The following is a 24,927-nucleotide window of genomic DNA, read 5'->3' on the forward strand; positions in this document are numbered from 1 at the left end:
GGACTGCTCGAAGGATCGTGCTCGGCGGATCGTGCTTGAAGGGAGCGTGCCCGGAGGTTCCGGGCTGCGGGGATCACGCTCGGCGGATCCTTCGGCGGATCGTGCGGCGGCTCATTCGGGGGTCTCCTCGAGTGCGTGGGCCACCAGGGCCAGCAGCGTCTCGACGGCGGAGATCCTGCGCCGCGCGTCCATGATCATGACAGGTATGTGCGCGGGGACGGTGAGCGCCTCCCGGACGTCCTCCGGTTCGAACAGCTCGCTGCCGTCGAAGTGGTTGACCGCCACGACGTACGGCAGCCCGCAGCTCTCGAAGTAGTCCAGCGCCGGGAAGCAGTCCTTCAGCCGCCGGGTGTCGGCCAGCACGACGGCACCGATCGCACCGCGCACCAGGTCGTCCCACATGAACCAGAACCGCTGCTGGCCCGGCGTACCGAACAGGTACAGCACCAGGTCGTCGTCGAGCGTGATCCGGCCGAAGTCCATGGCGACGGTCGTGCTGACCTTGCCCGGGGTGGCGGTCAGGTCGTCGGTCTCGGCGCTCGCCTCGGTCATCAGCGCCTCGGTCTGCAACGGCGTGATCTCCGAGACGGCGGTGACCAGCGTGGTCTTGCCCACGCCGAAGCCGCCGGCCACCACGATCTTCGTGGCGATCGGGGCCCGCGTACGGTCCGTCTGCCAGGGCCGCAGCGACTCGTCCGGCTCGTCGAGCGGGGCGGCGCCGGGGGCGAAGGCGGAGACGGCGGTGGCGGCGACGGCGGAGTCAGAGACGGCGGAGTCCACTCAGCACCCTTTCCAGCAGAGCGCGGTCCGGACGGCCGGTGCCGTGACCGGTCCCGGTTCCGTACACACGGATCTTTCCCTGGTCCGCGAGGTCGCTCAGGAGCACGCGGACCACACCGAGCGGCATCCTCAGCAGCGCGGCGATCTCGGCCACCGTACGCATCCGGCGGCACAGTTCGACGATGGCCCGCATCTCCGGCATGACCCGGGTGGACAGCGGGGCGCTCGTCAGTTCCCTGCGCTCTTCGGCGGGTTCGAGCGCGGCGGTGCTCGCCACGAACGTCTCCACGAGCAGCACGTGCCCGAAACGGGTGCGTCCGCCGGTGAGCGAGTAGGGGCGGACGCGGGCGGGTTTTCGGTCCCCGCCGCGGACCGGTAGCTGCTGCCGGGGCACACCGCTCATCGGGCACTCCCGGCCGACTCGGACTCCAGGGACTTGCGCAGCTCGCTGCGGAGTTCGGGCGTCAGGACGTGTCCGGCGCGGCCCACGAAGAGCGCCATGTGGTACGCCACCACGCTCATGTCGCACTCCGCGGAGCCGTGCACGCCGAGCAGCGAGCCGTCGCTGATCGACATCACGAACAGACTGCCCTCGTCCATCGCGACCATCGTGTGCTTGACCGCACCGGAGTCCATCAGCCTGGCCGCCCCGACGGTGAGGCTGCCGATGCCGGAGACGATGGTGGCGAGGTCGGCGGCGGAGCCGCGCGGCCCGGCGGGGGCCTCGGAGCGGGGCCTGCGGGCCTCACTGTTGCGGCCGGGGTCGGAGGAGAGGAGCAGGAGGCCGTCGGAGGAGACCACGGCGACCGATTCGATGCCGGGCACCTCCTCGACCAGATTGGTCAGCAGCCAGTGCAGGTTGCGGGCCTCACTGCTCAGTCCGAAGGTGGTGGGCGCTGTCAACTGCTTGCCTCCTCGACTGTGCCCCCCGTGGATTGCTCGGCTTGCGTGCGGGTGGCCGGCGTCGGCCGGCGGTTCTGGGCGGTCTGGTCCGCGATCTCCGCCTCCACATCGCGGTAGCCGGCCTGGGCTCCTCGGCGGAAGCCGCCCAGGCGGCGGCGGAGGGCCTCGGCATCCACCGAGCCGGTGCGCTGGCGCGGGGCTTGGGCGGGTGTGGTGATTCTGGGGGTGCGCTTGGGAAGACCCTTGGCGGTCAGGGTCTCTTCGGGCGCCCGAGTGTGCTCGGCGCCGTCCGGGTCCGGTTCCTCGTCACCGGCCGCTCCGGGCGCGGGGGCCGCGTCCGGCGTACGGGCGGGCGCGGGGGCCGCGCCGGGCCAGGGCGCCGGGTCGGCGGCCGGGGCGGGAGCGGAAGCCTCAGCGGGTGCGGGGGCCTGCTCGGATGCGGCCTCCGGCGCGGGCGCCGCTCCCGGCCACGGCGCCGCCGTCCCGGACGCGGGCCTCGCACCGGGCGCGGAGGACCCTCCGGGCAGGGAGGTCCCTCCGTGCGCGGAAACCGTCCCGGTCCCGGACGTCGTCCCGGACGCGGGAGCAAGTCCCGGCCAGGGCGCCGTCCCGGACGCGGAGGCGTCCTGCCGTGCCGGTGCCGCCGGGCCGGGGTGGCGGCGTGCCGTCTCGTGCGCGGCGGTGTCCCGGTCCCGGGCGGGCTCCTCGGGGGCGCCCCGGCCCGCGGCCGGATCCACGGCGGTGTCGCGGTCCGGTTCCCCGGCCGCGCCCCGGCCGCCGGTGGTCCCGGCGGGGGTGTCCCCGTCCGGAGGCGGGGTCGGGAGCAGCAGTTCCATCGTCGTCTCGGACGGGGACTCCTGCGGTGCCGTCCCCTCCGTGCCCTCGGCCGCCTCGGACTCCCGTACCGCCTGCTCCGCCAGGGCGACCAGCGGGTCCGCGCCGCCGTCCTGGGCGCGGGCGTGCAGCACATTGGAGTTGGCCTCGGCGTCGGCGCCGGGCAGGGAGAAGGTGCCGGTGCCGCCCTCGCCGGGGCCGGCCGCCGGGACCGCGGACGCGGGGGCGGGGGCCAGCAGCGGCTGGGGCACCACGACGACGGCCGCCGTGCCGCCCTGCTTCTGCTCGCGCAACTGGACGCGCACGCCGTGCCGGTGACCGAGGCGGGCCACCACGTACAGGCCGAGGCCCAGGTCCTTGGCGTCCTCCTCGCCGTCCTGGTGGTGGGCGGGGTCCGGGCCGGGGTCGGCGAGGCGGGCGTTGAGCCGGGTCAGCCGCTCCCCGTCCACGCCGATGCCCTCGTCCTGGACGGAGATCATGATCTCGCCGTTCTCCAGGAGCCAGCCGGAGACCTCGACGGGCCGGTCGGGCGGTGAGAACGAGGTGGCGTTCTCCATGAGTTCGGCCAGCAGGTGGGAGAGGTCGTCGGCGGCGAAGCCGGCCACGTGCGCGTGCGGGGGCAGCGCGGCGATGCGGACCCGTTCGTAGCGCTCGATCTCGCTGACCGCGGCGCGTACGACGTCGACCAGCGGAACCGGCCCGGCGTGCTGCTGCACGTGCTCGGTACCGGCCAGCACGAGGAGGTTCTCGCTGTGCCGGCGCATCACCGTGGCGAAGTGGTCGAGTTTGAAGAGCGTGGCGAGGCGGTCGGGGTCCTGCTCGCGCTCCTCCAGCCCCTCGATGACGGTGAGCTGCCGCTCGACCAGGCCCAGGGTGCGCAGCGCCAGGTTGACGAAGGTGGAGCCGATGCCGGCACGCAGCCGGTCCAGTCGTGCCGTCGCCTCGGCGAGTTCGGCGCGCAGTTCCTCGCGGGCGTCGGCCATCTTCTGCCGCTGGCCGACCAGGTGCTTGCGGTCGGTCTCCAGGGTGGCGACGCGTTCGGCGAGGGCGGCGGCCTGGGCGTGCAGGGCGTTGACGGACCGGACGACCTGGGCGTACTCGTCGTTGCGGCCGGTGAAGCGGATCGGTTCCTCGGCGGCGAGGTCCTCGGCACCGGCCAGGCGGGCGGAGCCCAGGCGCAGGACGGCCAGCGGCCGGGTGAGGGTGCGGGCCAGGGCGGTGGCGACGCCGACCGCGAGGAGCACGAGGGCACCGAGCAGGGCGATCCGCAGCTCCAGCGCGGTGACGTCGTCGTCGCGGAGTTTCGCCAGGTCCTTGGTGCGGTGGTCGTACAGGGAGGACTCGGCGCCGCGCATCAGGTCGATCCGGGCCGTCAGGGCGGTGTCGGCCTTCTTGGCGCTGGTGGCGAGGTCGGAGTCGGACAGCGTCGGCTGGTCGGTGAGCCTGGCCAGGTAGGCGGTGGCCGAGTTGACCTCGGGACCGGTGACGGTGGAGTCGTAGGAGTCGCGGGCCGCCTCGGGCGCGGTCTCGCGGAACGCGGCGAGCGCGGCGTCGGAGCGGACGCGGGCCTGCTGGGCGGCGGCGCTGAGGGCGTCACGCAGCTTGGTGTCGGCCTTGGAGGAGCTGGTCGTCTCGGCAGGCAGGCCGGTGACCGGGTCGTAGGCGGTCCGCGTGGTGTACGGCACGTTCAGGGCGGCGGTCAGCAGGCCGCGGGCGGCGGCGGCCTGCTGGACGGCGGTGTCCAGTTCGGCGAGGGCGTGCGCACCGGAGCCGGCCCGCGGGGGCGTCTGCTCGGCCAGTTGTCCGGCGAGCCGGTGCAGTTCGGCGATGGTGGCGGAGTACGCCTGGTGGGCCTGGAGGGCGCTGCTCTGGCCGGTGAGCGCCGAGCGGCGCACGGCGGCGATGCCGTCGAGGTCGGTGCGCAGCCAGGCGGGCGTGCCGGGGTCGGTGCGCAGCTCGTCGACCTGGCGGTCCACGCGGGTGCTGCGCTGCTCGGAGGGCGCCTTGGACTTGGGGCGGCCGGCGGCGACGTAGGAGGTGACCTCGTCGCGTTCGTCGGCGAGGGAGTGGGCGAGGGCGAGGGCGTCCTGGGTCTGTCCGGCGAGGGTGACCAGGTCCTGCGAGTCGCTCAGCCGGCCGGATGCGTCGATCACGCCGAGCGCGCCGGCGCCGGCCACGACGGCGGCCACGACGGCGACGGAGACGACGAGGCGGTTGCGTACGTGCGTGGGGCGGCCCTTGCCCACCGGGGCGGCGGTGGGGACGGCGGAGGGTGTGCCGGTCGTCCGCTCGGGTCCCTTCGCGGTGGCCGTCTGCTTGCCTGTGCGCCGAGGCCGCTTCTTCTGCACCGGTGCTCGCATTCCTGTACTCGTGTACTCATGGGCCCGGGTGGCGCCTCGTCAGCTGGTGCGACTGGTGCGTCCACCCTCCCCCGGGCTCCCGCCGTCCGTGTGGCGCGAGCAGGGGGCCTGCATCGGTCTCCGACCCTCCCAGTGCCGGTGGGCAGTGGTCCCGCATCGTCCGACCGGCCACCCGAAGGAGTGAACATCGGAGGGGAGTTGGCGGGCAAGTTCCTCCGGCGCGTGCCAGGGTGCCGTCCGGCGGGCCGGTTGGACGTCGGCGGCAGGCTTTGGCAGGATTCGCCGCCACGCCTTCCCGGAGTGCTCCAATCCGCCTCAAATCAGGCGCCTGACCTGCGACCCTGCGTCAATTCCAAGGCGAATGGCCTCCTTTGGCGGATCATGTGAAGGCCTGGTGCAGACTGGCCGGATGCGAACTGAGGTTGTTTCGGAGCCGGGTCTGCCGGATCACCCGAACGAGGACTTCGCCGCCTTCGCCCTGCCCGCCGACGGGCAGGGCGGGTGCCTGGTCGTCCTGGACGGGGTGACCCCGCCGCGGGAGACGGGGTGTCTGCATTCGGTCCCCTGGTACACCTCCCGGCTCGGCGGCGGGCTGCTGGAACTGACCGTTTCGCGGCGAGATCTGACACTTGCGCAGGCCCTCGCGCGCACCATCCACGGCACCGCGGAAGCTCACGCGCTCACCTGTGACCTTTCTCACCCCCGCACGCCGCAGGCAACCGTGGTGGCCGTACGGTGGTCCGCCGGTTCGGTCGAGTACCTGGTCCTGTCCGACTCGGCGCTCCTGCTGGAGTCGCCCGACGGCCTGGTCACCCCGGTCCTGGACGACCGGCTGGCGCGGCTGCCGCGCGCCGCGCTGGCGACGGACGCGCTGGTCGACGCCACCCTGCGCAACAAGGAGGGCGGCTTCTTCACCGCCGCGGCCGACCCCTCGGTGGCGGAGCGTGCGGTGACGGGCACCGTGCCGCGCTCCCGGGTCCGGGCCCTGGCGGCGCTCACCGACGGGGCGGCACGCTGGGTGGAGAAGTTCGGCGAGGGCGACTGGGCCCAGTGCTTCGCCCTCCTGCGCAAGGAGGGGCCGCGAGCCCTGGTGGACCGCGTACGCCTGCTGGAACACGCCGACCGCGAGGAGCGGACACGTCTCGGCCGCAGCAAGACCCACGACGACGCGACGGCGGCGTTCGCGGAGCTGTGAGGGGGCGCGGCCCGTCGGCCGGTGGGGGCACGGAGCCCCGGGGTGCGGGCGGCGCCGGGCGTTGCCGACGCGCCGCGTCCGGTCGTCGTCATCCCGCCGGGCGCTCACGGCGCAGGGCCGGCGATGTCACTTCGCCGTGCCACTCACGGGACGGCGCGGACGGCGCCAGGCGCTGCCAACCCTGCCGCGTCACTCGCGGCCGGGACCGCCGGCCTCACCCGGTCGTGCCCCCCGCCGCCCGGAACCGGCCTCACCCGGTCGTGCCACTCGCCGCGCGAGATCGTGTCACCCCCGCCGTGTCAGCTCTCGTGTTTCTCCATGACGCCGTTCAGCTCGTGCAGCAGGCGGGCCAGTTCGGCGACCTCGCGGCGGTCCCAGTGGTCGAGCTGTCTGACGTAACGCCCCCGCCGGGCATCGCGCACCTTGCCGACCCGGCGGCGGCCGTCGTCGGTGAGCGCGATCAGCCAGGCGCGCCCGTCCGCGGGGTCCGGCTCGCGCGCGACGAGCCCCAGCTCCTCCAGGGCGCGCAACTGACGGGACATCGTGGCCTTGCCGACGCCGATGTACGCGGCGAGTGCCGTCGCGCGCTGGCTGCCGCACTCGTCGAGCCGGACCAGCAGTCCGTACGCCGAGGACTCCAGTTCCGGGTGCACCTCACGGGCCATCTCTGCCTGGCTGGCCCGGGCGCGCCGCAGCAGTACGGTCATCTCCCGTTCCAGGGAGAGGAACTCGCGGTCCACACCACCGGGCGCCGCGGTGCCGGGCTCGGCGGCCCGATGCCCGCCCTTTGCGTCTTCGTGCACGTCAACCCCTGCCTGGAGTGTCGCCGGTCCTGAAAGTTTCCGCCGTTCGCCGCCATCGCCGCAGCTTGGTCAGTATTTCGCAGGCGTAGACCAACGGCGGACTCCGGGCCCCCTTCCCAGAGCTGTTCTACGTGCGTAGCGTCTTGCCCAGGCACTGAATGGCATGCCCACGCCATCGGACTTCCCGGCGGGTCTCCCCAGGCCCGCGCTCCCCTCGTGCGACCGTGGGCCATGCCCGCGTTTCCCCCCACCGAGCACCACCGAACTTCGGAGGCACGTGATGCCCGTGCACAGATCCGGAACGGCCCGCATGCGGCGGCTGACCGCCGCGGGAGTCCTGCTCGCGGCGTTCTCCTTCTTCCTCACCAGCCCCTCCTCGGCCGGCACCGGCGCCGGCAGCGGTGCCGCCGACGGCACCACGCCCGCCCGCGGCTCCGCCTACATGGGCATGGGCGTCGCGGCGCACGACGGCCGCAGCGGCACGCCCACGACGGACTCCGCCACCCAGACCGAGGGCGTCGACGTCAGCGGCTACCAGGGCAACGTGGCCTGGTCCACCCTGTGGAACAGCGGGGTGCGCTGGGCGTACACGAAGGCGACCGAGGGGACGTACTACACGAACCCCTCCTTCACCCAGCAGTACAACGGCTCCTACAACATCGGGATGATCCGCGGCTCGTACCACTTCGCCACCCCGGACACCACCAGCGGCGCGACCCAGGCCAACTACTTCGTCGACCACGGCGGCGGCTGGTCCAAGGACGGCAAGACCCTGCCGGGCGCCCTCGACATCGAGTGGAACCCCTACGGCGCCGCCTGCTACGGCAAGTCCACGAGCGCGATGGTCAGCTGGATCGCCGACTTCCTCAACACCTACAAGGCGCGCACCGGCCGTGACGCCGTGATCTACACGGCCACCAGCTGGTGGACCCAGTGCACCGGCAACTACGGCGGCTTCGCCACCAAGAACCCGCTGTGGATCGCCCGGTACGCCTCGACGGTGGGGACGCTCCCGGCCGGCTGGAGCTACTACACGATGTGGCAGTACACCTCGTCCGGCCCGACCGTCGGTGACCACGACAAGTTCAACGGCGCGCTGGACCGGGTGCAGGCCCTGGCCAACGGCTGAGCCGCGGCCGGCGGCCCACCCGCCCCCGTACGCGGGCAGACGTACACGGCACGGTGAAGGCCCGGGCCTCCCTCACGGGACCCGGGCCTTCACCCTGCCCGGCAGCGTCCGTCACGCCGCTGCCGGGACCTCCGCCTCCGCGCCGTTCACGGCCGGTGCGAGGGCCAGTTCCAGGACCTGGCGGACGTCGGTGACGGCGTGGACGTCGAGCTTGTCCAGCACCTCCGCGGGGACGTCGTCCAGGTCGGGTTCGTTGCGCTTGGGGATGATCACGGTGGTCACGCCCGCCCGGTGCGCGGCGAGCAGCTTCTGCTTGACGCCGCCGATGGGCAGCACGCGCCCGGTCAGCGACACCTCACCGGTCATCGCCACGTCCGTGCGGACCAGCCGGCCGGACAGGAGCGAGGCCAGGGCGGTGGTCATCGTGACGCCCGCGCTCGGGCCGTCCTTCGGCACCGCGCCCGCCGGGAAGTGGATGTGCACGCCCCGGTCCTTCAGATCGCCCACCGGCAGTTCCAGCTCGGCGCCGTGGCTGCGCAGGAAGCTGAGCGCGATCTGCGCGGACTCCTTCATCACGTCACCGAGCTGACCGGTCAGGGTCAGGCCCGCCGCGCCCGTCTCGGGGTCCGCGAGGGACGCCTCGACGTACAGCACGTCGCCGCCCGCGCCGGTGACCGCGAGGCCGGTGGCCACCCCCGGCACGGCCGTCCGCCGCTCGGCCGGGTCCTGGGCGGACTCCGGCACGTGGTGCGGCCGGCCGATCAGGCTTTGCAGATCGCCCTCGGTGACGGTGAACGGCAGCTCCCGCTCCCCCAGCTCGTGCTGGGCCGCCACCTTGCGCAGCAGCCGCGCGACGGACCGCTCCAGGGTGCGCACCCCGGCCTCGCGGGTGTACTCGCCCGCGAGCTTGCGCAGCGCGCCCTCCTCGATCGTGACCTCCTCCCCGTCGAGACCGGCCCGCTCCAGCTGGCGCGGGAGCAGGTGGTCGCGGGCGATGACGATCTTCTCGTCCTCGGTGTAGCCGTCCAGCCGCACGATCTCCATACGGTCGGCGAGGGCCTCCGGGATCGCCTCCAGGACGTTGGCGGTGGCCAGGAAGACGACGTCCGACAGGTCCAGCTCTACCTCCAGGTAGTGGTCCCGGAAGGTGTGGTTCTGCGCGGGGTCCAGGACCTCCAGCAGAGCCGCGGCCGGGTCGCCCCGGAAGTCGGAGCCGACCTTGTCGATCTCGTCGAGCAGGACCACCGGGTTCATCGACCCGGCTTCCTTCACGGCGCGCACGATGCGGCCCGGCAGCGCGCCGACGTAGGTGCGCCGGTGGCCGCGGATCTCCGCCTCGTCCCGGACACCGCCGAGGGCGACGCGGACGAACTTGCGGCCCATCGCGTGGGCCACGGACTCGCCCAGGCTGGTCTTTCCGACACCGGGCGGGCCCACCAGGGCGAGCACGGCACCGCCGCGCCGGCCGCCGATCACCCCGAGGCCGCGGTCGCTGCGGCGCTTGCGCACCGCCAGGTACTCGGTGATCCGCTCCTTCACGTCCTTGAGGCCCGCGTGCTCGGCGTCCAGGACCGCACGGGCGCCCTGGATGTCGTAGACGTCCTCGGTCCGCTCGTTCCACGGCAGTTCCAGGACGGTGTCCAGCCAGGTGCGGATCCAGGAGCCCTCGGGCGAGGCGTCGGAGGCGCGCTCCAGCTTGTCGACCTCTTTGAGCGCGGCCTCGCGGACCTTGTCCGGAAGGTCCGCGGCCTCGACGCGGGCGCGGTAGTCGTCGCTCTCCTCGCCCTCGCTCTCGCCGTTCAGGTCGCGCAGTTCCTTGCGGACGGCCTCCAGCTGACGGCGCAGCAGGAACTCGCGCTGCTGCTTGTCGACGCCTTCCTGGACGTCCTTGGCGATGGTCTCGGCGACGTCCTGCTCGGCGAGGTGGTCGCGCAGCTGGCGGGTGGCGAGCCGGAGGCGGGCCACCGGCTCGGCGGTCTCCAGCAGCTCGATCTTCTGCTCGGTGGTCAGGAACGGCGAGTAGCCGGAGTTGTCGGCGAGCGCGGAGACGTCGTCGATGGCCTGGACACGGTCGACGACCTGCCAGGCGCCGCGCTTGCGCAGCCAGGCGGTGGCGAGGGCCTTGTACTCCTTGACCAGTTCGGCGACCTGGCCGGGCAGCGGGTCCGGCACGCTCTCGTCGATCCGCGTGCCCTCGACCCACAGCGCGGCGCCCGGCCCGGTGGTCCCGGCGCCGATGCTCACCCGGCTCCGGCCGCGGATCAGCGCGCCCGGGTCGCCGTCGGCCAGCCGGCCGACCTGCTCGACCGTGCCCAGCACGCCCGTCCTGGCGTACGTCCCCTCGATGCGTGGCACCAGCAGCACCCTGGGCTTCCCGGGCTCCGACCTGGCGGCGGCCTGCGCGGCCTCCACCGCGGCCCGCACCTCGGAATCACTCAGGTCCAGCGGCACCACCATGCCGGGCAGCACGACCTCGTCGTCGAGCGGCAGCACAGGCAGGGTGAGCGGTGTGAACGCCGTGGACTCAGCAGCCATGATCTCCCCTTCGGCAGTCAAGTTGAGCTATGCCGACTCAATGCACGGGCGGGGCCGATTGTTCCCGGGCCGCTGTTCGCCGTCAGCGATCACTGGCGAGGGAAAATTCCAGGCCTGGTCAGTGCGGGGCGTGCACCGGAGCCCGGGTGCGTAGCACCGGCCGGCAGGCGATGCCGGCGGTGAGGGCGATGAGGTGGCCGCAGTCGGTCATCGGATCCGTGGACGCCACCAGGTTCACCACGAGCATCCCGGCGAACACGACCAGGACGGGCCCGCCCAGCCAGGGGCGCAGCACCCCGCACAGCGCGCCGACGCACGCGGCGACCCCGAAGCTGATCCCGTAGTCCAGGCGGTGCAGCGCGGCGCCGGGCAGTCGGCCGGCCAGGACCGCGACACCGACGGGGATCTCGGTGGCCAGGGTGGCGAACACGTGCCCGAGCAGGAAGACGCCGGCCGCGCGCACCGCGCCGACCCGCCGTTCCAGCGCCGTGAGCACCAGCAGGAAGCAGAGCGAGTACGCCGTCACCACCCCGCCCGCGATCCACAGCGCACTGGCCGCCAGCACCCCGACCGGCTCCCGCACCAGGTGGGCGACGTCCGTACTGGAACCGCGGTAGAGAGCGTCCAGCACGGCGGGGTCGGTGTACCGCGCGACGAGCGAGGTGACGACGAGCACGATCGCGTACCAGAAGGTGAACGGCGTCCCGCCCGGCCCGGGCAGCAGCCGCCACACCCGCGCGCCGCCGAACCGGCTGCCGGACGCCCCGTCGAACCGGCCGCCGCACGCGGCGGCGGGCGAGGACGCGGGGCGGGGCCGGCCGGCCGCGGCCCGCGGGGCGCAGGCGGGCGCCGCCGGCGCCCCGAGCGCCGGGGCCGCCGGGAGCGCGCCGTGCCCGCGGGACTCCGGCTGCCCGGAAAGGTCCCCGGGGACGCCCTCGCCCCGGCCGGGTTCCCGTGGCGCGGCGCCGGCGGCAGAAGCCGTCCGGGGCCGTTGCCGGGGCATGCCGTCCACGCGGGGCGGGGCCGCGGCGTCGGTGTCCGCAGTCCGTTCCACGGCAGGGCTCCTTGACGTCGGGCCCCCACCTTTCGCGTCCGGCGGGGCGTTGTCCATGACCGGCGCCACCCGGCGGCCGATTCACAGCAACCTATTAACTTCCGCAGGGGGCCGGGCCGCCCGGGCCCGTCGCCGCCCGCGCGGGCGAACGCGCCGTCCCCGCGCGGGGCTCCGCCCGCCTCACCCCGAAATCATGTGGCGGCAAACCCCCGTTCGGGCAGGATGACCGCATGAACGCCTCGTACGAGACACCTGTGGTCCTGGACCGCAGCGAGGGCCCCCACGGAGAGGTCGTGCTGCGCCGGCACGGAGAACTGCTGCAGATCATCGCCAACGGCTGCTTCCTGATGGACACCTCCGACGGACGGTCGGAACGGCTGCTCGTGGACGCCGCCCTCGCCGCACTGGACGGCCGCCCCGCACCGCACGTGCTGATCGGCGGCCTCGGCGTCGGATTCTCACTCGCGCACGCCGCGGCCCAGGACCGCTGGGGCCGGATCACGGTCGTCGAGCGCGAGCCGGCGATCGTCGGCTGGCACCGGGAGGGACCGCTGGCCGCACTGACCGCGACGGCCCTGGCCGACCCGCGCACCGACATCGTCGAGGCCGACCTGATCGCCTACGTCAATGAGACGTCCGCCACGTTCGACGCGCTGTGCCTGGACATCGACAACGGCCCCGGATGGACCGTCACGGAGGGCAACGGAGAGCTGTACACACCCCCCGGACTGGCAAGCTGCGCAAGGGTGTTGAGGCCCGGCGGCGTGCTCGCGGTGTGGTCGGCGAAACCCTCTCCGGAATTTGAAGGAACCTTGCGGAATGTCGGGTTCACGCAGGTGCGCACCGAAGAGATCCCGGTTGCCCGGGGCGTTCCGGACGTCGTGCACCTCGCCGTCAGGGCTGGATAGCAAAGGCACCGTGACTCCCCGTACGCTGCATCCCTGACGCCGATCATTCAAGCGTCAATCGCAACTACGCGCAGTCAAGGAATCACCCCACTGGTTCCGGAAAGCACACTCAGGGGCGGGCGATGGAGCAGACACACACCGCGCACAACGGCACGACGGCCGGACCGGGCGCGCAGCGCCGGGTCCTGGTGGTCGAGGACGACCAGACCATCATGGATGCCATCGCCACCCGCCTGCGCGCCGAGGGCTTCCTGGTGCAGACCGCGGGCGACGGGCCGAGCGCGGTCGACACCGCGGAGGCCTGGCAGCCCGATCTGCTGATCCTCGACATCATGCTGCCCGGCTTCGACGGCCTGGAGGTCTGCCGCCGGGTCCAGGCCCAGCGGCCGGTGCCGGTGCTGATGCTCACCGCGCGCGACGACGAGACGGACATGCTGGTCGGCCTCGGGGTCGGCGCCGACGACTACATGACCAAGCCGTTCTCCATGCGGGAGCTGGCGGCGCGCGTGCACGTGCTGCTGCGCCGCGTGGAGCGGGCGGCGCTGGCCGCGGCGACCCCGCGCAGCGGGATCCTGCGCCTGGGCGAGCTGGAGATCGACCACGCGCAGCGCAGGGTGCGGGTGCGCGGTGAGGACGTCCACCTGACGCCGACCGAGTTCGACCTGCTGGTGTGCCTGGCGAACACCCCGCGCGCGGTGCTCTCGCGCGAGCAGCTCCTGGCGGAGGTGTGGGACTGGGCGGACGCCTCCGGCACCCGTACCGTCGACAGCCACATCAAGGCGCTGCGCCGGAAGATCGGCGCCGAGCGGATCCGCACGGTGCACGGCGTGGGCTACGCGCTGGAGACGCCGACCCCATGAGCGAGGGGCCGGCCGCGCGCGGGGACCGGGGAGAGCCCTGGGGCGGGGTACGCCCGTTCTCGGTCAAGACGAAGCTGGGCGCGCTGGTCGTCATCGCGGTGCTGATCACCACCGGACTGTCGATGATCGCGGTGCACACCAAGACCGAGCTGCGCTTCATCATGGTCTTCTCCATGATCGCCACGCTTCTGATCACCCAGTTCGTGGCGCACTCGCTGACCGCCCCGCTGGACGAGATGAACGCGGTGGCCCGCTCCATCTCGCACGGCGACTACACGCGCCGGGTGCGCGAGAACCGCCGGGACGAGCTGGGCGACCTCGCCCAGACGATCAACCGCATGGCGGACGAGCTGGCCGCCCAGGACCGTCAGCGCAAGGAGCTGGTGGCGAACGTCTCGCACGAGCTGCGTACGCCGATCGCGGGTCTGCGCGCGGTCCTGGAGAACATCGTCGACGGGGTCACCGAGGCCGACGCGGAGACCATGCGCACGGCCCTGAAGCAGACCGAGCGGCTGGGCCGCCTGGTGGAGACCCTGCTGGACCTGTCCCGCCTGGACAACGGCGTCGTGCCGCTCAGGACGCGGCGCTTCGAGGTGTGGCCGTACCTGTCGGGCGTGCTGAAGGAGGCCAACATGGTGGCCTCCGCGCGCGCGGGCATGGCCTCCGGTTCCGGCAGTCACACCCGTACGGACGTCCACCTGCGGCTCGACGTCGAACCGCTGAGCCTGACCGCGCACGCGGATCCCGAGCGGATCCACCAGGTGGTCGCCAACCTCATCGACAACGCCGTCAAGCACAGCCCGCCGCACGGCCGGGTGACGGTGCGGGCGCGGCGCGGGCCGCAGCCGGAGTCGCTGGAGCTGGAGGTCATCGACGAGGGGCCGGGCATCCCGCGCTCCGAGTGGCACCGCGTCTTCGAGCGCTTCAACCGGGGTGCCGTGAGCCGGCCGCACGGGCCGGGCAGCGACGGCGGTACGGGCCTGGGGCTGGCGATCGCCCGCTGGGCGGTGGATCTGCACGGCGGCCGGATCGGTGTGGCCGAATCCGATCGCGGTTGCCGGATCCTCATCACCCTTCCCGGGCTTCCCGCTGTACCAAGTTGACGTAAAGTTCGATCCGGAACCTCAAGATCCACGAGCGGTCCACGAGCGGTCCCCGAGCGTGGCGCCGCCCGGCCGGCCGCCCGACGGCGCCGGGGCCGGTACGTCCGCGGCCCACTCCGCCGCAGGCCGGCACGTGTGATCGGGCCGGGGCCTGCACCCTCCTGGGGCCAGGCCCGGATGGCCCCTTCCCTCTCACGGGCGAACCACGCTTGTTTCCCGCCATTTCAAGCCCCGAAACACAGCTTTCGATGTGACTTACGCGACGATGAACGGGCTCGACCTGACCTTCGCGCTCTTGGAGGCGTAGCCTTTATTCCCGCTGTCCATCACCTTGTGAAGCGGAAGAGGGCGGTTGCCGCCGTGTCGCCACAGTCCCCCAGTAACTCGAGCATCTCGACCGAGACCGACCAAGCCGGGAAGAACCCCGCAGCCGCGTTCGGTGCCAACGAGTGGCTCGTCGACGAGATCTATCAGCAGTACCTCCAGGACCCGAACTCCGTAGACCGTGCCTGGTGGGACTTCTTCGCCGACTACAAGCCGGGGGCCGCCGCCGCTGCCCCGACGGCTCCGGCGGGTACTGCGGCCACGGGGGCCGCAGGCACCACCCCCACGGCTCCCCAGGCGCCCGCCGCACCGGCGGCCCCGGCACAGCCCGCGCAGGCCCCGGCCGCTCCGGCCGCCGCCGCTGCGGCACCGGCCGCCCCGGCCCCCGCCGCCGCTCCGGCCCCCGCCCCGGCGAAGCCCGCCGCGCAGGCCCCGGCCCCGGCGAAGCCCGCCGCCGCCAAGCCCGCGCCCGCCGCCAAGAAGGCCGAGCCCGCCACCGAGGCCCCCGCCGGCCCCGAGTACGTGACGCTGCGCGGCCCGTCCGCCGCGGTCGCCAAGAACATGAACGCCTCCCTGGAGCTGCCCACGGCCACGTCCGTGCGCGCCGTCCCGGTGAAGCTGCTGTTCGACAACCGCATCGTCATCAACAACCACCTCAAGCGGGCCCGGGGCGGGAAGATCTCCTTCACGCACCTCATCGGCTACGCGATGGTGCAGGCCATCAAGGCCATGCCGTCGATGAACTGGTCGTTCGGCGAGAAGGACGGCAAGCCGACCCTCGTCAAGCCGGCCCACGTCAACCTCGGTCTCGCCATCGACCTGGTCAAGCCCAACGGCGACCGCCAGCTCGTCGTCGCGGCGATCAAGAAGGCCGAGACGCTGAACTTCTTCGAGTTCTGGCAGGCCTACGAGGACATCGTCCGCCGCGCCCGCGACGGCAAGCTGACGATGGACGACTTCACCGGCGTCACCGTCTCCCTCACCAACCCCGGCGGCCTCGGCACGGTCCACTCCGTGCCGCGTCTGATGCCCGGCCAGTCGGTGATCATGGGCGTCGGCTCCATGGACTACCCGGCGGAGTTCCAGGGCACCAGCCAGGACACCCTGAACAAGCTCGGCATCTCCAAGGTCATGACGCTCACGTCGACCTACGACCACCGGGTGATCCAGGGCGCCGCCTCCGGCGAGTTCCTGCGCCAGGTCGCCAACCTGCTGCTCGGCGAGAACGGCTTCTACGACGAGATCTTCGAGGCGCTGCGCATCCCCTACGAGCCGGTCCGCTGGCTCAAGGACATCGACGCCAGCCACGACGACGACGTCACCAAGGCCGCCCGCGTCTTCGAGCTGATCCACTCCTACCGGGTCCGCGGCCACGTCATGGCCGACACCGACCCGCTGGAGTACCAGCAGCGCAAGCACCCCGACCTGGACATCACCGAGCACGGGCTCACCCTGTGGGACCTGGAGCGCGAGTTCGCCGTCGGCGGCTTCGCAGGCAAGTCGATGATGAAGCTGCGCGACATCCTCGGCGTGCTGCGCGACTCGTACTGCCGCACCGTCGGCATCGAGTTCATGCACATCCAGGACCCCAAGCAGCGCAAGTGGATCCAGGACCGCGTGGAGCGCCCGCACTCCAAGCCGGAGCGCGAGGAGCAGCTGCGCATCCTGCGCCGGCTGAACGCGGCGGAGGCCTTCGAGACCTTCCTGCAGACGAAGTACGTCGGCCAGAAGCGCTTCTCCCTGGAGGGCGGCGAGTCCGTCATCCCGCTGCTCGACGCGGTCCTCGACTCGGCCGCCGAGTCGCGCCTGGACGAGGTCGTCATCGGCATGGCCCACCGCGGCCGCCTCAACGTGCTCGCCAACATCGTCGGCAAGTCCTACGCGCAGATCTTCCGCGAGTTCGAGGGCAACCTCGACCCGAAGTCGATGCACGGCTCCGGCGACGTGAAGTACCACCTGGGCGCCGAGGGCACCTTCACCGGCCTGGACGGCGAGCAGATCAAGGTCTCGCTGGCCGCGAACCCGTCCCACCTGGAGACGGTCGACCCGGTCATCGAGGGCATCTCCCGCGCCAAGCAGGACATCATCAACAAGGGCGGCACGGACTTCACCGTCCTGCCGGTGGCGATCCACGGCGACGCGGCCTTCGCGGGCCAGGGCGTGGTGGCCGAGACCCTGAACATGTCGCAGCTGCGCGGCTACCGCACCGGCGGCACGGTCCACATCGTCATCAACAACCAGGTCGGCTTCACCGCCGCACCGGAGTCCTCGCGCTCCTCGATGTACGCCACCGACGTGGCCCGCATGATCGAGGCCCCGATCTTCCACGTCAACGGCGACGACCCCGAGGCCGTCGTGCGCGTGGCGCGGCTCGCCTTCGAGTTCCGCCAGGCGTTCAACAAGGACGTGGTGATCGACCTCATCTGCTACCGCCGCCGCGGTCACAACGAGTCCGACAACCCGGCCTTCACCCAGCCGCTGATGTACGACCTGATCGACAAGAAGCGCTCGGTGCGCAAGCTCTACACCGAGTCCCTGATCGGTCGCGGCGACATCACCCTGGAAGAGGCCGAGCAGGCGCTGCAGGACTATCAGGGCCAGCTGGAGAAGGTCTTCACCGAGGTCCGCGAGGCCACCTCGCAGCCGTCCGCCCCGCAGTCCCCGGACCCGCAGGCGGGCTTCCCGGTCGAGGTCAGCACCGCGATCTCCGCCGAGGTCGTCAAGCGCATCGCCGAGTCCCAGGTCAACATCCCCGACCACTTCACCGTCCACCCGCGTCTGCTGCCGCAGCTGCAGCGCCGGGCGGCCATGGTCGAGGACGGCACCATCGACTGGGGCATGGGCGAGACCCTCGCCATCGGCTCGCTGCTGCTGGAGGGCGTCCCGGTCCGGCTCTCCGGCCAGGACTCCCGCCGCGGCACCTTCGGCCAGCGCCACGCGGTGCTGATCGACCGCGAGACCGGCGAGGACTACACGCCGCTGCTGTACCTCTCCGACGACCAGGCCCGCTACAACGTCTACGACTCGCTGCTCTCCGAGTACGCGGTCATGGGCTTCGAGTACGGCTACTCGCTGACCCGCCCGGACGCGCTGGTGATGTGGGAGGCCCAGTTCGGCGACTTCGCCAACGGCGCCCAGTCGGTCATCGACGAGTACATCTCGGCCGCCGAGCAGAAGTGGGGCCAGACCTCCGGCGTCACGCTGCTGCTGCCGCACGGCTACGAGGGCCAGGGCCCGGACCACTCCTCGGCCCGCATCGAGCGCTACCTCCAGCTGTGCGCGCAGAACAACATGACGGTCGCGATGCCGACCCTGCCGTCGAACTACTTCCACCTCCTGCGGTGGCAGGTGCACAACCCGCACCACAAGCCGCTGGTGGTCTTCACCCCGAAGTCGATGCTGCGCCTGAAGGCCGCCGCCTCGAAGACGGAGGAGTTCACGACGGGCCAGTTCCGCCCGGTCATCGGCGACGACTCGGTCGAGCCGAACGCCGTGAAGAAGGTCGTCTTCTGCGCCGGCAAGGTCTACTACGACCTCGACGCCGAGCGGAAGAAGCGCGGCGTGACGGACACCGCGATCATCCGCATCGAGCGCCTGTACCCGCTGCCGGGTGCGGAGCTGCAGGCGGAGATCAAGAAGTACCCGAACGCCGAGAAGTACCTGTGGACGCAGGAGGAGCCGGCGAACCAGGGTGCCTGGCCGTTCATCGCGCTCAACCTGATCGACCACCTGGACCTGGCGGTCGGCGCGGACGTGCCGCACAGCGAGCGGCTGCGCCGCATCTCGCGTCCGCACTCCTCGTCCCCGGCCGTGGGTTCCGCCAAGCGGCACCAGGCCGAGCAGGAGCAGCTGGTGCGCGAGGTGTTCGAGGCGTAACCGCTGCCGCGGGCGTCACGGCGCCGCAGGGCGCCGTCGCCGCGCGGACCTCGACCGGCCGGGCCGCACCCCCTCACCAGGGGTGCGGCCCGGCCGTTTCCGCGAGGCTGCGGCGCCTCTATCCTTGACCTCATGTACTTCACCGACCGTGGCATCGAAGAGCTGGAGAAGAGGCGGGGCGAGGAGGAGGTCACCTTCGAGTGGCTCGCCGAGCAGCTGCGGACCTTCGTCGACCTGAACCCGGACTTCGAGGTGCCGGTGGAGCGGCTGGCCACCTGGCTGGCGCGGCTGGACGACGAGGACGACGACGAGTAAGGACCGGCGGACGGCCGGGACGGGGCGCCCCTTCGGGGGCGCCTTTCGCGTTCCTCCGCGCGTGCCCCCGGCGCGCGACGCTCGCGTTTTCACGGTGTGTCTTGACTTTCCGTGTCCGCGATATATCGTGTCCAGTGAGGTCGCGATATGGCGTGTCGTGTCCGGCGCGCCGCTCGCCTCCCCGACCCGGTCCCGTCTTCCGGTCCTGCCGCCTCGTGGGGTCCGGTCCGTCCCAGGAGGTCTGCACCATGTCCGAGTGGTCCGTGGGCGAGCCCGTCAAGCTCACCTTCGACGAGCCCCCGACGCAGCTGAACGTCCGCATCGTCCACGGAACGGTGAACGTCGTGGGCACGGACGACGGCTCCGCCCGTATGGAGGTCTCCCGTATCGAGGGGCCGCCCCTGGTCGTCACCCAGCACGGCTCCACCCTGACCGTGGCCTACGACGACCTGCCCTGGAAGGGCCTCCTCAAGTGGCTCGACCGCAGGGGCTGGCAGCGCAGTGCCGTCATCTCCCTGGCCGTACCCGCGAGCACCCACGTCGAGGTGGGGGTCGTCGGCGCCGCCGCCATGGTCTCGGGCATCGACGGGCGGACGGAGGTGAAGGGCGTCACCGGCGACACCACACTGGTGGGCGTCACCGGCCCGGTCCGCGCGGACACCGTCTCGGGGAACGTGGAGGCGCAGGCCCTCTCGGGCGACCTCCGGTTCAAGTCGGTCTCCGGTGACCTGACCCTGGTCGAGGGATCCGGCTCCTCGGTACGGGCCGACTCCGTGAGCGGATCGATGATCGTCGACCTCGACCGGGCGGCCTCCCCCACCGACATCAGCCTGACGAACGTGTCCGGCGAGATCGCCATCCGCCTGCCCCACCCGGCCGACGCGGAGGTGGAGGCGAACACGGCGAGCGGCTCGGTCTCCAACGCCTTCGAGGACCTGCGGGTGAGCGGGCAGTGGGGCGCCAAGCGGATCACGGGACGGCTGGGCACCGGCCGGGGCAGGCTGAAGGCGACGACGGTCTCCGGTTCCATCGCCCTGCTGCGGCGCCCGCCCGCCGAGGAGGACACCCCGTGGGGTTCCGCCCCCGCCGGTGACGGTCCCGCCGACGCCCCGGCCGACACCGCCGACGGCACGCCCGACGGCCCGACCGCCGGACCGACCGACAAGAAGGTGCTCTGACATGCCCCCCGTCTTCGCCCACGGCCGTCTCCGTCTCTATCTGCTCAAGCTGCTCGACGAGGCCCCGCGTCACGGCTACGAGGTGATCCGCCTCCTGGAGGAGCGCTTCCAGGGCCTGTACGCGCCCTCCGCCGGCACCGTCTACCCGCGGCTCGCGAAGCTGGAGGCCGAGGGCCTGGTCACCCACACCACCGAGGGCGGCCGGAAGGTGTACGCCATCACCGACGCGGGCCGCGCCGAACTGGCCGACCGCAGCGGTGAACTGGCCGATCTGGAAATGGAGATCCGCGAGTCGGTCGCCGAACTCGCCGCCGAGATCCGGGCCGACGTGCGCGGCGCGGCGGGCGATCTGCGGCGCGAGATGCGCGCGGCGGCCTCCCAGGCCCTGCAGGGCTCCACCGGTGCCTCGGGCGCACAGGAGTACGCCGGCGCCGACAGCGACGACAAAGAGGCCTGGCGCGCCGCCAAGGAGGAGATGCGCCGCGTCAAGCAGGAGTGGAAGGAGCAGGCCCGGCGGGCCAAGGACGAGAGCCGCCGGGCACGCGAGGAGGCCCAGCGGGCCCGGCGCCAGGCCAAGGAGGCCCAGGAGCGGGCGCGGGCCCAGGCCCAGGAGGAGTTCCAGCGCATCGCCCGGCGGGTGCAGGACCAGGTGCAGGACCACTTCGCGCGCGGCGACTGGCCCACGGGGGTGCGTGAGGGCCTGACCGAGCTGACCAAGGAGTTCGGCGACTTCGGCAAGGAGTTCGGCAAGGGCCTGGCCAAGGACTTCGGCTTCGGCGCGGCGGCCGCCGGTCCGCAGGGGCCCGCCGAGTACTCCGAGACACCGCCGGACTTCCCCGCCGCCTACGAACCGTCCTGGGCGCACGAGAACACCACCGGCGATCCGGCCCGCGACCTGGACCGGCTCCTGGACCGCTTCCGTGACGACATCCGCGACGCGGCCCGCGACCACGGTGTCACCGCGGACCAGCTCCGCACCACGCGTCGTCATCTGGCGACGGCCGCGGCACACATCGGGCAGGTCCTGCGCGGCACTCCGAAGCCCTGAGACGCGGGCCGAGAGGCGAGCCCGGGACGCGAGGGGTCCGGTGCCCCGGCGCCCGCCCGGCGGAGGGAGCCGGCCGGGGGCCGGGCCGCCGGGCGCGGCCTCAGCCGGCCGCCCGGGTCTCCGTGTCGCCGTACAGCACGCGGGTCAGCGACGTGTACGTCACCCCGTGGTCGGCGAGCACCTCGCAGGGCACACCCGGCCGGACGGCCAGGGCGAGGAGGAGGTGCTCGTCGCCGATGCGCCGGTCACGGCGGGCCACCGCCATGCGCAGCGCCTTCTCCAGGATCCTCTTGGCGTCGCGGCCGAAAGGGCGGCGGCCCGACCACCAGGGGCTGTCCTCCCGGCCCGCGGACAGGGCCCCGGCACCGTGCGCCGCCTCCACCCGGGAGACGATCTCCAGGACGTCGATGCCGAGCCCGGCGAGGGCGTCGGTGTCGGCGCGGGACAGACCGGCGCGCCGCCGCGCGTCGTGCAGTTCCCGTCGTACGGCGTCCTTGTGCGCGTCCAGTCCCAGCGCCGCCAGGGCGAAGGATGCGCGGCTCGCTTCGCGGTCCAGTACGGCGAGCAGCAGATGTTCGGCGTCCACGGACGGCGAGCCGCCCGCTTCGGCGTGGGCCACGGCCCCCTGCACGACGGCCCGGGCGTCCTTGGTGAACCGTTCGAACATCACTGCCTCCCGTACTTCTTGTGCACGGCCTGCCTGCTGACGCCGAGTTCGGCGGCGATCTCCTGCCACGACCAGCCCTGGTTGCGCGCACTGCGCACCTGCACCGCCTCCAGCTGCTCCAGCAGCCGGCGCAGTGCGGCGACGGCCCGCAGCCCGACCCGCGGGTCGCGGTCGCCCGCCCGCTCGGCGAGATCCGTTGCGTCGGTCATGTTGTCAACGTACGTTGACAGCCTCCACATGTCAACCGTGGTTGACGGAAGAGCTTATGGACGCACGAGCGGCGGGCCCGGGAGCCGGGCCCGCCGCTCGGAGAACCCCGAAGGGCGGGGGATCAGGACGTGGTGAGCACGATCTTGCCGAACTGGCCGCCGGCCTCCATCCGCTCGAAGCCCTCCCGGGCCCGGTCCAGCGGCAGCACCTCGTCGATGACCGGGCGCACCCCGGTGGTGGCGCAGAAGGAGAGCAGGTCCTCCAGTTCGTCCTTGGTGCCCATCGTCGAGCCGACCACCTTCAGCTCCAGGAAGAAGATCCGGGTCAGCTCGGCGTGCGAGGGGCGGTCACCGCTGGTGGCCCCGGAGATGACGATCGTGCCGCCGGGTCGCAGCGACTTCACCGAGTGCGACCAGGTGGCCGCGCCGACGGTCTCGATCACCGCGTCCACCCGCTGCGGCAGCCGGGCCCCCGGCTCCACCGCCTCCACCGCGCCGAGTTCCAGCGCCCGCTTGCGCTTGGCCTCGTCGCGGCTGGTGGCGAAGACCTTGAGCCCGGCCGCCCTGCCGAGCACGATCGCGGCCGTGGCCACCCCGCCGCCCGCGCCCTGCACGAGCACGGAGTCGCCCGGCCGCACCCCGGCGTTGGTGAAGAGCATCCGGTAGGCGGTGAGCCAGGCCGTGGGCAGGCAGGCGGCCTCCTCGAAGGAGAGCCCCTTCGGCTTGGGCAGGACGTTCCAGGCCGGCACGGAGACCTGCTCGGCGAAGGTGCCCTGGTAGCGCTCGGTGAGGATGGAGCGCGGCTCCTTGGGGCCGACACCGTGCCCGCTCTGGCCGATGACCGAGTGCAGGACGACCTCGTTGCCGTCCTCGTCGACACCGGCGGCGTCGCAGCCGAGGATCATGGGCAGCCTGTCCTCGGACAGTCCCACGCCCTTGAGCGACCAGAGGTCGTGATGGTTCAGGGAGGCGGCCCTGACGTCGATCGTGCTCCAGCCGGGGCGGGCCTCGGGGGCCGGGCGCTCCCCCGTCTCCAGGCCGTTCAGCGGCTGGTCGCGGTCGATTCGGGCGGCGTAGACAGCGAACATGACCTTGACGATAGGGGCGGCCCGACGCCCGCGGAACCAGGCGGCGCTGTGACACACGCCCTCTTGCCAAGCCCGCCCCCCGGCCGGCGCCGGACAGCCGGACGGCCCCGCCCGAGGGGCGGGGCCGTCCGGATCGTCCGGGTCAGGCGCGAGCCGGTCACCGAGCAGGTGCCGGCCGGTCACCGGGGCGTAACGCGCGTCAGCGCCGGGCCACGCCCTCCGCGCGCGCCGCCGCCGCGACGGCCGCCGTCACGGCCGGGGCGACCCGCTCGTCGAAGGGCGAGGGGATCACGTAGTCCGCGGCGAGGTCGTCGCCGACGACCCCGGCCAGCGCCTCGGCCGCCGCGATCTTCATGCCCTCGGTGATCCGGGACGCCCGCACCTGGAGCGCGCCCGCGAAGATGCCGGGGAACGCCAGGACGTTGTTGATCTGGTTGGGGAAGTCCGACCGCCCGGTGGCCACGACCGCCGCGTACTTGTGCGCGACGTCCGGGTGCACCTCCGGGTTCGGGTTGGCCATGGCGAAGACGAAGGCGCCCTTCGCCATCGAGGCCACCGCGGTCTCGGGCACAGTACCGCCGGAGACGCCGATGAAGACGTCGGCGCCGGCCAGCGCGTCCTCCAGGGAGCCGCTGAGGCCCGCCTTGTTGGTGAACTCGGCCAGTTCCCGCTTGACGGGGGTCAGGTCCTCCCGGCCGGCGGAGACGACGCCCTTGCGGTCGGCGACCGCGACGTCACCGATGCCGGCCTCGACCAGCATCTTGGCGATGGCGACACCGGCCGCGCCCGCGCCCGAGATGACGGCCCGCAGTTCGCCGATGCCCCGGCCGCTCAGCCGTGCGGCGTTGCGCAGCGCGGCGAGCGTGACGACCGCCGTGCCGTGCTGGTCGTCGTGGAAGACCGGGATGTCCAGGCGCTCCTGGAGCTTGCGTTCGATCTCGAAGCACCGGGGCGCCGAGATGTCCTCCAGGTTCACGCCGCCGAAGGACGGCGCGAGGCGCACCACGGTCTCGACGATCTCGTCGGCGTCGGTGCAGTCGAGCGCGATCGGCACGGCGTCCACGCCGCCGAACTGCTTGAAGAGGATGGCCTTGCCCTCCATCACCGGGAGGGAGGCCTCGGGCCCGATGTCACCGAGGCCCAGCACGGCCGTTCCGTCGGTCACGACGGCGACCACGGACGATTTCCACGTGTAGTCGTGGACCAGTTCCGGCTGCTCGGCGATGGCGGTGCACACCCGCGCGACGCCGGGCGTGTACGCCAGGGACAGGTCGTCCTTGTCACGGACGGGAACGGTGGCCTGCACGGCCATCTTCCCGCCACGGTGCAGCGCGAATGCCGGATCGAAGGAATCGAGCGGCTCTGCCCCGCCGTCCTGATCCGTACTGCTGTCGCTGCGAGGATTGACGATCTCCGCTGCCACTTGGTTTTACCCCTTAATTGTTCATGGATTGAGGGTGGCCACTCCTGGTGAGGGGTGGGCGGGACCGCGCACGGCCCGGTGAAGTGATGCGTTCGTGCCGTACGCGACGGGCGCGCCGCACACGCGCCCTGAGCCCCGGATGAGGGGTGTAAAGAACCTTCTTACCGGACGGACGCCATGGACGACGAGTCCATAACGCCAAGGTCACATGACGACGACACGACACGTGGCCCAATATGGGGACAAGTCCTCGTCTAAGCCTTGACAAGGGCTCGAATTCGCCCATAAGCCGTCGCCCGGCCGCCCGCATCCCGAGACGGGCCGAAGATTTTCCG

At 72.4% G+C, this 24,927-nt stretch carries 20 protein-coding genes; 9 read left to right on the plus strand and 11 right to left on the minus strand.

Annotated elements, in window-relative coordinates; translation table 11 throughout:
- Positions 1-111: 111 nt before the first annotated feature.
- Genes ABZ719_RS10895 through ABZ719_RS10910 form a run of 4 tightly spaced genes read right to left on the minus strand, consistent with a single transcriptional unit; the run spans position 112 to position 4,865 of the window.
- Positions 112-780, minus strand: coding sequence for an ATP/GTP-binding protein (locus tag ABZ719_RS10895; RefSeq protein ID WP_366724879.1), 669 nt, complete (start codon positions 778-780; stop codon positions 112-114).
- Positions 761-1,183, minus strand: a complete 423-nt coding sequence (locus tag ABZ719_RS10900; RefSeq protein WP_037851883.1) for a DUF742 domain-containing protein — start codon at positions 1,181-1,183, stop codon at positions 761-763. Before ABZ719_RS10900 ends, ABZ719_RS10895 begins: the two co-directional genes overlap by 20 nt.
- On the minus strand, positions 1,180-1,683 hold the full coding sequence (locus tag ABZ719_RS10905; RefSeq protein WP_366724880.1) for a roadblock/LC7 domain-containing protein: 504 nt from the start codon (positions 1,681-1,683) through the stop codon (positions 1,180-1,182). Before ABZ719_RS10905 ends, ABZ719_RS10900 begins: the two co-directional genes overlap by 4 nt.
- Entirely contained in the window at positions 1,680-4,865 is a 3,186-nt protein-coding gene (locus ABZ719_RS10910; protein ID WP_366724882.1) for a nitrate- and nitrite sensing domain-containing protein, read from the minus strand. The genes ABZ719_RS10905 and ABZ719_RS10910 overlap by 4 nt, the downstream gene beginning before the upstream one ends.
- A gap of 421 nt (positions 4,866-5,286) precedes the next feature.
- On the opposite strand from ABZ719_RS10910, the gene ABZ719_RS10915 reads away from it, so the two are divergent.
- A complete protein-coding gene (locus ABZ719_RS10915; protein WP_366724883.1) occupies positions 5,287-6,072 on the plus strand; it encodes a protein phosphatase 2C domain-containing protein in 786 nt (261 codons plus the stop codon).
- 299 nt (positions 6,073-6,371) lie between these two features.
- On the opposite strand, the gene ABZ719_RS10920 is transcribed toward ABZ719_RS10915, so the two are convergent.
- On the minus strand, positions 6,372-6,875 hold the full coding sequence (locus ABZ719_RS10920; RefSeq protein ID WP_366724884.1) for a MarR family transcriptional regulator: 504 nt from the start codon (positions 6,873-6,875) through the stop codon (positions 6,372-6,374).
- 280 nt (positions 6,876-7,155) lie between these two features.
- Here ABZ719_RS10920 and ABZ719_RS10925 point away from each other — a divergent pair, with 280 nt between their 5' ends.
- On the plus strand, positions 7,156-8,004 hold the full coding sequence (locus ABZ719_RS10925; protein ID WP_366724885.1) for a lysozyme: 849 nt from the start codon (positions 7,156-7,158) through the stop codon (positions 8,002-8,004).
- A gap of 111 nt (positions 8,005-8,115) precedes the next feature.
- On the opposite strand, the gene lon is transcribed toward ABZ719_RS10925, so the two are convergent.
- Both lon and ABZ719_RS10935 read right to left on the minus strand, forming a co-directional pair.
- Positions 8,116-10,539 (minus strand): endopeptidase La, encoded by a 2,424-nt coding sequence (gene lon, locus ABZ719_RS10930; protein ID WP_366724886.1) that lies wholly within the window; start codon positions 10,537-10,539, stop codon positions 8,116-8,118.
- Between the two features lie 118 nt (positions 10,540-10,657).
- On the minus strand, positions 10,658-11,593 hold the full coding sequence (locus ABZ719_RS10935) for a rhomboid-like protein (protein WP_366724887.1): 936 nt from the start codon (positions 11,591-11,593) through the stop codon (positions 10,658-10,660).
- 230 nt (positions 11,594-11,823) lie between these two features.
- On the opposite strand from ABZ719_RS10935, the gene ABZ719_RS10940 reads away from it, so the two are divergent.
- From ABZ719_RS10940 to ABZ719_RS10970, 7 genes are all read left to right on the plus strand, one after another.
- On the plus strand, positions 11,824-12,501 hold the full coding sequence (locus ABZ719_RS10940; protein WP_366724888.1) for a spermidine synthase: 678 nt from the start codon (positions 11,824-11,826) through the stop codon (positions 12,499-12,501).
- Positions 12,502-12,623: 122 nt separating this feature from the next.
- Positions 12,624-13,361, plus strand: a complete 738-nt coding sequence (locus ABZ719_RS10945) for a response regulator transcription factor (protein ID WP_037851897.1) — start codon at positions 12,624-12,626, stop codon at positions 13,359-13,361.
- A complete protein-coding gene (locus ABZ719_RS10950; protein ID WP_366724889.1) occupies positions 13,358-14,464 on the plus strand; it encodes a HAMP domain-containing sensor histidine kinase in 1,107 nt (368 codons plus the stop codon). Before ABZ719_RS10945 ends, ABZ719_RS10950 begins: the two co-directional genes overlap by 4 nt.
- A gap of 360 nt (positions 14,465-14,824) precedes the next feature.
- Positions 14,825-18,664, plus strand: a complete 3,840-nt coding sequence (locus ABZ719_RS10955) for a multifunctional oxoglutarate decarboxylase/oxoglutarate dehydrogenase thiamine pyrophosphate-binding subunit/dihydrolipoyllysine-residue succinyltransferase subunit (RefSeq protein ID WP_366724890.1) — start codon at positions 14,825-14,827, stop codon at positions 18,662-18,664.
- 132 nt (positions 18,665-18,796) lie between these two features.
- Positions 18,797-18,979: a DUF6104 family protein gene (locus ABZ719_RS10960; protein WP_019075209.1), complete on the plus strand. Its 183-nt coding sequence runs from the start codon at positions 18,797-18,799 to the stop codon at positions 18,977-18,979.
- Positions 18,980-19,227: 248 nt separating this feature from the next.
- Positions 19,228-20,157, plus strand: a complete 930-nt coding sequence (locus ABZ719_RS10965; RefSeq protein ID WP_366724891.1) for a DUF4097 family beta strand repeat-containing protein — start codon at positions 19,228-19,230, stop codon at positions 20,155-20,157.
- Between the two features lies 1 nt (position 20,158).
- Entirely contained in the window at positions 20,159-21,205 is a 1,047-nt protein-coding gene (locus ABZ719_RS10970) for a helix-turn-helix transcriptional regulator (protein ID WP_366724892.1), read from the plus strand.
- A 100-nt stretch (positions 21,206-21,305) separates the two neighbouring features.
- On the opposite strand, the gene ABZ719_RS10975 is transcribed toward ABZ719_RS10970, so the two are convergent.
- From ABZ719_RS10975 to ABZ719_RS10990, 4 genes are all read right to left on the minus strand, one after another.
- Positions 21,306-21,872 carry a Clp protease N-terminal domain-containing protein gene (locus ABZ719_RS10975; RefSeq protein WP_366724893.1) on the minus strand — a complete coding sequence of 189 codons (567 nt, stop codon included), beginning with the start codon at positions 21,870-21,872 and terminating at the stop codon, positions 21,306-21,308.
- Positions 21,872-22,081 carry an HTH domain-containing protein gene (locus tag ABZ719_RS10980; protein WP_037851906.1) on the minus strand — a complete coding sequence of 70 codons (210 nt, stop codon included), beginning with the start codon at positions 22,079-22,081 and terminating at the stop codon, positions 21,872-21,874. Before ABZ719_RS10980 ends, ABZ719_RS10975 begins: the two co-directional genes overlap by 1 nt.
- A gap of 122 nt (positions 22,082-22,203) precedes the next feature.
- Entirely contained in the window at positions 22,204-23,169 is a 966-nt protein-coding gene (locus ABZ719_RS10985; RefSeq protein ID WP_366724894.1) for a zinc-binding dehydrogenase, read from the minus strand.
- A gap of 199 nt (positions 23,170-23,368) precedes the next feature.
- Positions 23,369-24,592, minus strand: a complete 1,224-nt coding sequence (locus ABZ719_RS10990) for an NADP-dependent malic enzyme (protein ID WP_366724895.1) — start codon at positions 24,590-24,592, stop codon at positions 23,369-23,371.
- Positions 24,593-24,927: the final 335 nt, after the last annotated feature.

The sequence above is a fragment of the Streptomyces sp. NPDC006743 genome (genome assembly GCF_040703815.1).
Classification (GTDB): Bacteria; Actinomycetota; Actinomycetes; order Streptomycetales; family Streptomycetaceae; genus Streptomyces.